Consider the following 7,799-nt stretch of genomic DNA (forward strand, 5'->3'; position numbering starts at 1 on the left):
GGCGCCCGAGCGCGATGGCCGTGGCGCGGACGGCGGCGACGAGCAGGCTGTTGCCGGCGACGCCCTCCTGCACGTCCGGGCGGGTGCCGGCGTCGGGGCCCTCGCGCGCCGCGCCGAGGATCCGCGGGCAGACCTGGGCCATCCAGGCCCAGTCGTGGGCGTCGGACAGGCGGGCCTCGAGTCGCTCCCACAGCAGCACCGCCTCGTCGACGGTGGCGAGCCGCAGCGCCGAGAGCACGTGCGCGGTGCTGATCTGTTCGAGCGGCAGCGATCCGGTGCGGTCGGCGAGCGCGCCGGCCAGCGCCTTGCGGGAGGACTCGAGCAGGGCCGGCTCGCAGGTTCTGGCCCACTCCAGCAGCAGGTCCCGCAGCGGCGCGTCCACCTCGAGGATGAGCGCCCGGCTGGCCGGATCCGTGTCGGTGTCGATCCATTCCTGCCGCGCCAGCTCGTGCACCACCTCGGCGGCGTCGGCCCGCTCCGGCAGCGCTCCCGCGAGGGTCCGATGATCGAACCGGCCGAGCAGGGCGACGCCCGGCAGCCACGCGGTCAGCGAGCCGTGCAGGCGGTTCACGATGCGCGCCTCGACGTAGGCGGCCTTTCCGGAGCGGCGCAGATCGCTCGCCGTGATGCTCTTCTCCGCCGCCCACCAGCGCCAGTAGAGGGCCAGGTCGTAGGGGCTGAACCGCACCTCGCCGGGCCGCGGCCGGCCCAGCTCGGGCGACAGGGCGAGCACGGCGTCGGCGAGGTCGGGGGGCATGACGGTGCCGAGGTGGCCGCGCCGCAGGAAGGCGATCGCCTCGGCGTGGTGGAAGCCGAGGGCCGGCATCGTCTCCAGCCGGCGCCAGGCGGGCCCGGCGGGGGACAGGGGCCGCCGGCCGGACAGCAGCACCCGCAGCGCCGGCACCGCGGCGTGCACCCTCGCCAGCAGGTCGAAGGTGGTCTCGAGCGCGGCGTCCGTGGTTCCCGCGGGGTCGAACTTCGACAGCTCCTCGCAGGTGTCCAGCATCAGCAGCGCCGGGCCGGGCACCGTACGCAGCAGAGCGGCGAACGCCTCGACCGCCCTCGACACCGGCTCCGCGGTCTCCCGTCCCTCCGCCGCGGCGGCGTTCGCCCGGCGTGCCCACTGGTAGAACGCGGCCAGGGCCCGCTCGCCCTCGGCGGTGGCGTCCTGCGCCAGCTCGTCGGCGAGCTCCACGAGCAGGTGCACCGGCCGCTGCGCCGGATAGGCGGGGCTCAGGTGGTCGAAGTCGACCCGGGCGACGGTGAGATCCGCGAGCGCGCAGTCGGCGGCGAAACCGCCGGAGGCGACGTACCGCACGAACGAGGTCTTGCCGGTGCCGCCGAGCCCGACCAGGTGCATCGCCCAGTGCTCGGAGCCCGGCGAGGTGAGCAGCCGGCGCAGGCGGCCGCTCCACTCCGGGCGCGGCTGGTAGCTCTCCAGGGTCTTGCGGTCGTGCGAGCGCCGGTTGGCCAGGTGCACCAGCCGGTGCGCGGCCTCGATGGCCTCCTGCATCGGCTCCGAGGCGATCGGCGCCAGCGCCTCAGCGGCGACGATGTGCTCGAGCGCCTCGTCGCGCCGGCCGGCCCGGCACAGCCGCCGGACGGTGTTCAGGAAGCCCTGATCGGGGCGGTCCGCGTCGTCGGCCAGCATCAGCCGCGCCCAGTGCTGCACCACCGGTGCCAGCGGCAGGTCGAGGTCGAGGCGGGTCAGCAGCCCGGCGATGAACCGGGCCTCGGACACGACGGCCTGCCGGCCCGCGCGGCCGACGGCCGCCTCGAGCTCGATGCGCCGCCGGGCCGGCGGGCACCAGAACTCGGCCGTCCACATCGCGTCGGGGGTGAGCACGCCGCGGCGCTCGGCCCGGCCCTGCCGCGCGGACGCCGTCACGAACGCCACCAGGTCCTCGGCGGTGCGCCGCCCGGGCGGCCGGTCGAGGCGCGGCGCCGGGAAGCCGGCGGCCAGCGCCGCCTCCCCGGTCCAGTACGGCGGCAGCGCCAGCCACAGCATCGGCTCCTGGTCGAGCCCGGCGGCCGGGCCGGTCGCCGGGGCCGTGCCGGGGGCGTCGCTCACGGTTCGGCCCAGCCGCCGACCGGCCACGACTCGAGGGCCAGCTCGTCGTCCGCGACCGCGAGCAGCTGTTCGCTCCTGCTGGCGAGCCTGCTCAGCAGCTCCGGCGAGTAGACCGTCTTGGCGTCCCTGGTCGCCTCGTCCACCTTCTCCTCGAACAGCCTCTCGCAGCCGTGTTTGAGCGTCAGCACCTGCTGCGGGCCGTCCTCGAACTCCGGCACCGGGTGCATCAGCAGCCAGCGCCAGGCGAGCAGGTCGATCCGGTTGTTGCGGCGCCGGGCCAGCTCGGGAAAGGTCAGCACGGAGGCGGTCGCCGCGCCCTGCAGGTGCCGTTGCGGGCCGGCGAACCACGGCTCGCCACCGCCGGGCAGCTCCGGCGTGTCCTTGGTGAACAGCACCACCGCGATCTTGTCGCGGTTCTCCGCGGGGTTCAGCGCCGCCCGTACGCCCTCCGAGGTCAGCAGCACGTTCAGGTACCGGGGGCCGTCGTTCAGCAGGTGCACGTCGTCCAGCAGCAGGACCGGCCGGCAGTCGTCGCGGAACAGCCCGGGGTGCTTCGCGCGGGCCTCGCGGGCCAGGGCGAGCAGGTCCACCCGCAGCCAGTTGGCGATCTCCTCGGGGATCCACTCGGTCTCGAAGTCCCGCACCTTGGATCTCAGCTTGATCGCGCGTATCTCCGTCGTCGGCGTCTTGCTGCGGTTGCTCTGCGGGTAGTCGCCGAGCTCGTCCTCGATGCCGGCGAGGGTGTCGCTGACGAAGTAGGCGTCCAGCTCGAGACTCGCCCGGGTCCGGGCGATCGCGCCGATGATCTCCAGGGCCAGCGCCGCCTCGTTGCGGGGCGTGACGCCGGGCGGGTACGACCCGAGGTGGCAGGGCACGTGACCGGCGCGCAGCGTGGCGGCGCTGAGCTCGCGCAGCAGCCGCGAGCCGCCCACCTGGTAGCCCCGCTGCTGCGTCGACTCGGCGAGCAGCACCGCCAGCTCGTCGCCGGGGTCGAGCAGCCGGCCCAGGATGGCGAAGAACTCGTCGCGGGCGCAGAACACCGGGGCGAGGACGAGGCCGAGCTTGAACATGATGGTCCGCAGCAGCTTCACCCGCGTCGTGTCGACGACCCGGAAGCCCTCCTCGACGTGCGGCGCGACGAAGATCGCGGGCAGCGCCCAGTCGATCGTCGCCGCGTTGATCTGACCCGGGTCGTTGAAGGTCCGGATCCGCGCCTTCGCCGTGGCCTCGGGCAGCGCCGCCCCGTTGGTGATCGCCTCCGCGAACGCGCGCGCGAAGATCCGGCACGCCACGTTGGAGATGCTGCCCGTCATGGCGACGACGATCGGCACGCCCTCGTCGACCAGCTCGGCGGCGAGCGCGTCGCCGCCGAGGTCGATCTTCCCGGTCTCGCAGGCGCTGAGGATGACCAGCCGCGGCGGCCGGGGATCGTTCAGGGCGGCCGACAGCTGCCGGCCGTTGACGTGGCCGGCCGTCTCGCCGCCGGCCTCGCCGGACTCGGCGCGCAGCGCGATGGTGTTCTGGCCGGGAGCCGGCCGCCAGGCACCGTGGGCGACGATGTGGACGATGTGCGGCGCGAAGCGGCGGTGCTCGTCCTCCAGCTGGGTCAGCGACATCTCGGGAAGCACCCGGAAGTCGAGCAGGCTGCCCTGGCGTTCGTGGCCGCGGATGATGCCCATCACCTCGGTGCCGGCGCGGACCTCGGGATCGTTGAGGGCCACGCCGACGCCGAACAGCATGCGCGGCACGTCGGTCACCGGGCCGAGCGGGTCCGCCGGCCCGCCGGCGTTCCCGGTCTGCCGCAGGATGGCGACGGGCCGGCTCATGTCGACACCGAGGAACGTCCCGGGGTCGCCGTCGTCGTGCGCCATCTCCCACAGGTGCCGGTGCAGGTCGGCGTCCTCGGCCGGGAACCGCAGCGCCAGCTCGAGCAGTTTGAACTGCCCGCAGGACTCGTTCACGGTGCGCCAGGTGCCCTCGCCGAACAGCGCGGTGAGCAGATAGCGGCCGTACCCCCGGGTGTCGGCCACGGTCACCGGCTGGGTCGCCGGGTCGTCGGCATCCTCGCCGCCGGCGGCGAGGATGCGCTCCGTCAGCCTGATGAAGGCCTGCGCCCTGCTGACGTCGTCGGCGGTCAGCATCGGCCACCACCGCTTGTCGCTGTCGATGTGCGCGGGCATGAACCGCTGTATCGACCGCGCCGCGGGCGTCTCGATGCGTACCGACCACCCGGGCTGCTCGGCCGGCTCCATCCGGAGTGCCTCGACGAGAATCCTCACCAGCCGGCACTCCGCAGATCGTTCAGGACCAGCTCGGTCGCCGCGGTCACCCGTTTGGTCGCCGGCGCCGCCCGCCTGCGCCCGTCCGGCCGGCACTTCGGCAGCACCTCGAGCAGCCGGTCGGCCAGCCGCTTGCGCCGCGCCGCCACGCCGTCGGACGGCCGCCCGGCGGCCTCCTGCCAGACGAGGGCGCCGCCGGCCGCGCAGAGGCGGGCGGACTCCACCCGGGTCTGCGGGAACGGCGCGGCCTTCGCGGGCAGCGCCGTACGCCACCGCAGCGCCTCGCTCTGCCACCGCGGCGTGCCGGCGCCCACCTGCCGCAGGGTCGTCGTGCCGATGTGGGTGTCGAGCAGCGCCGCGGCGACGGCCGGGGAGCGCCGCAGCAGGCGGGCGACGTACGGTGAGGAGTCGGCGAGCCGGCGGTGCTCGTCCGCCGCCGCGCCCAGCCCCAGCCCGCCGGCGACCAGGTTCGCCACCGCCCAGCGCACCAGCGGCGGCGGGTATGCCCGGCCCGGCGACTCCAGCAGCAGGTGATCCGAGCGGCGCTCCAGCTCCATCACCGACCAGATCGGGGCCGTGCCGCACAGGGTGACGGCCCACGCGTCGGCCGCGAGCTCGCCCGCCCACAGCGACCAGGACTCCTGCTCGTCCGCGCCGGCCCCGGCGGCGGCCGCCGCGTCGGCCAGCGCCGGGCCGCTCGCGTCCATGGTGATCCCGGAGCGCAGCGCCTCGGCGTGCGCCTGATGGCCGCACTCGTGCACCGCCACGATGAGCCACCACGGGCGGCGCACCACCACCGACGGCAAGGTGATCGTGGGGATCGGCATGGCGGCGGTCCACTTCGCCAGCACCGGGTCGCGGGGCGCCCGCAGCTCCTGCGGCACCTCGGTGCGCGGGCTCGCCGTGGCCACGTCGACGGGCGCGATGTTGGCCAGCGGCGCGGGCGGGAGGCCGTCCGGGCGCCCGGCGGGGCCGAACATCTCGCGCCAGCTGCTCCACACGATCTCGTCGGCGGCGCGCAGCGCGTCCTCGAGGGCGCGGTCGTGGCGCTGGTCGAAACGGTCGGCGTACCAGCGCCACAGCCGGCGCAGCAGGGTGATCTGCCGGTCGGCCCGGCGGCACTGCTCGTACGCGTCGCCGACGGAACCGTCGTCGCCGCAGGTCAGCAATTGATCGCGGATCTCCGCACACGCCGGCCGCAGCACGTCGTCCAGCGATTGCAGCTGGGTCTGATGTTGGCCGTGGACTCCGATCGTGCGGGCGCTGCCGAACCATTCGGAGAACTCGGCGCGGAGAAGATCCAAGTCGTCCATCGATTCCTCGATTCGGACCGTCGCCATCGTCGGGTGCACCCGACGACATTAGGTTCACCCGGACAGGGGAAGGACGGGCGCCTTGTGCGATAACCCGGGCCCGCCCTTGACAGTTCCACGATCGTGGTAATCGTTCCGGATCGGCTCCGCCGCCGTTCCGTCGTGGACAACTGCATCTGCGTGGGTTGAGTGCCAGGTCAGACCGGCGCGGGGGAGAACGATCGACATTCGGCGATGATGCGGGCGACCCGCGGTGGGCGAACTATAGCCACGTGCCGCACGTATGAGTCATCATGAAAGCCCGCAAGACGGCACCGCCGCTTATGCATCGGTGACCGGCTGAGCTGGAGGAATACCATGGGTCGAGGACAGCATGAGACGAATTCACTTATCGCCGAACATGTACTCCCCAGAACGCGGTGGCTCAGGTGGATCACCGGAATGCTCGCGATCGTCGGCTTTTCGACAACATTATTGCGCGCGACGGGTGCCGAGAACTATTCGCGGCTGATCGCCGTATCGCTGTCGGCGCCCATCCTTTCTCTCCTGCTCGGGCGGATCATTCGGGATCGCCCGGTGCGCGAAATCCTGACCGCGCGGATGGCCGCGGTCAAGCGCATTCCGGGCCGGCTGCGGCGCCCGGCGGCGGCGCGCCCCCGCGACTATCTCGTGCCGTGGGAGGTGGCGCCCGCCCCGCCGACGTTCGTCGGCCGCGCCGAGGAGCGCCGCCGCCTCGCCGAATTCCTGACCGCTCCGGACCCGCTCGACGTGCCGGTCGCCGTCATCGTCGGCCCCTACGGCATCGGCAAGACCACCCTGGCCTCGGTGGTCGCGACCGACCTCGCCGGCCGGTACGCCGGCGGCAAGCTCTTCGCCGACCTGAGCCGCCGGCGGGGCACCACCGGCGCCGAACGCGGCGACGACGAGATCGTGCACGACGCCCTCGGCGCGTTCATCACCGGACTGCGGCAGCCGGGCGACCCGGTGGAGGCGTCGACGGCCGGGCGGGTCCGGCAATACCACCGGCTCACCCAGCGCTACCAGGCCGTCATCGTCCTGGACGACGCGGACGACATCGGCGTGGTGCGGCGCCTGCTGCCGGCCGGCCCGCGCTGCGCCGTCCTCGTCACCACCTCGGACCCGGCGCTGGCCCGGCGCCCGGAGTGGTACGCCCTGCCCCTCGAACCGCTGGCCGTCGCGCAGTCGGTCGAGCTGCTGCGGGCCATCTTCCCCCCGGGCTGGACCGTCGACGACGACACCTGCCGGCGCATCGTCGAGCCGATGCACGGCCACCCCAACGCCATCCGGCTGACGGCGACGCAGCTCGCCAACCGCTCGCCGTCCGATGTCGACGCGTTGCGCCGCATCTACGAGGACCCGGCCGCGGAGCTGGCCGCCGGGCGCCGCGGGCCGCACGACGCGGGCGCCGGGCGCGCGGACATCGGCTCCGCGCTGCAGGTCAGCTACAGCCTGCTCGGCGAGGACGAACGACTCGGCCTGCGCCTGATCGGGGTGCTGAACAAGCCGGCCTTCGCGCTCTGGATGCTCGCCGGGATGTTCGACGGCGACGACGCCCGGGCCAGCCGGATCGCCGACCGGCTGCTCATCTCGGGCTTCCTGTCCCGCACCAGCTCCGACTCCGTCGGCGTGCCGGTCTTCGAGGTCAGCGACGACGTGCTCCAGTTCGCGCGGGCACAGTTCGAGGAGGACAGCAGACCGCAGGACCGGGCCCGGCTCGTCCGGCGCTACGAACACCGGTCCGCGCAGCGCAACGGCTCCGACGTCCGGGCGGCGACCCTGGCCGCCATGGCACACCTCGCCGCCGGCAGCCTCACGAGCGCGCTGAACACCGGCCGATGGGCCGTCGAGCTGGCCCGCGACGTGCGGGAACGCGAGCCGGGCGGCGAGAGCCTCGCGCTGGCCACCCTCGCCGAGATCCGGGCCGAGCTGGGCGCCGCCGAGTCCGCGCGCGACCTCGCCGAGGCCGTGCTGGCCGGCCCGGCACCCTGCGCCGTCGCCGCGCTGCGGGCCCGGCGCTGCCTGGCGCTGCTGGCGCGCCGCGGCGACGACGACGCGACCGCGCGGGCGCTGCTGGAGCGGATCGTCGACGACGCCAACGCGGCCGAGCCCGACGAG

Annotated in this window: 4 protein-coding genes; 1 reads left to right on the plus strand and 3 read right to left on the minus strand. The window is 74.1% G+C overall.

Going from position 1 to position 7,799, the window contains the following annotated elements; genetic code table 11:
- From AB0F10_RS42540 to AB0F10_RS42550, 3 genes are all read right to left on the minus strand, one after another.
- The coding region (locus tag AB0F10_RS42540; RefSeq protein ID WP_360639410.1) for a hypothetical protein at window positions 1-2,071 on the minus strand (2,071 nt) is incomplete at its 3' end.
- The gene (locus tag AB0F10_RS42545) at window positions 2,068-4,350 is read right to left on the minus strand and encodes a CHAT domain-containing protein (protein ID WP_360639413.1); all 2,283 of its coding nucleotides are present in this window, start codon (window positions 4,348-4,350) and stop codon (window positions 2,068-2,070) included. The genes AB0F10_RS42545 and AB0F10_RS42540, both read right to left, overlap by 4 nt.
- A complete protein-coding gene (locus tag AB0F10_RS42550) occupies window positions 4,347-5,663 on the minus strand; it encodes a hypothetical protein (protein WP_360639416.1) in 1,317 nt (438 codons plus the stop codon). The genes AB0F10_RS42545 and AB0F10_RS42550 overlap by 4 nt, the downstream gene beginning before the upstream one ends.
- A gap of 576 nt (window positions 5,664-6,239) precedes the next feature.
- On the opposite strand from AB0F10_RS42550, the gene AB0F10_RS42555 reads away from it, so the two are divergent.
- A partial coding sequence (locus tag AB0F10_RS42555) for an ATP-binding protein (protein WP_360639419.1) occupies window positions 6,240-7,799 on the plus strand: 1,560 nt, incomplete at its 3' end.

Origin of the sequence: Actinoplanes sp. NPDC026623, assembly GCF_040638275.1 — a bacterium.
Classification (GTDB): domain Bacteria; phylum Actinomycetota; class Actinomycetes; order Mycobacteriales; family Micromonosporaceae; genus Actinoplanes.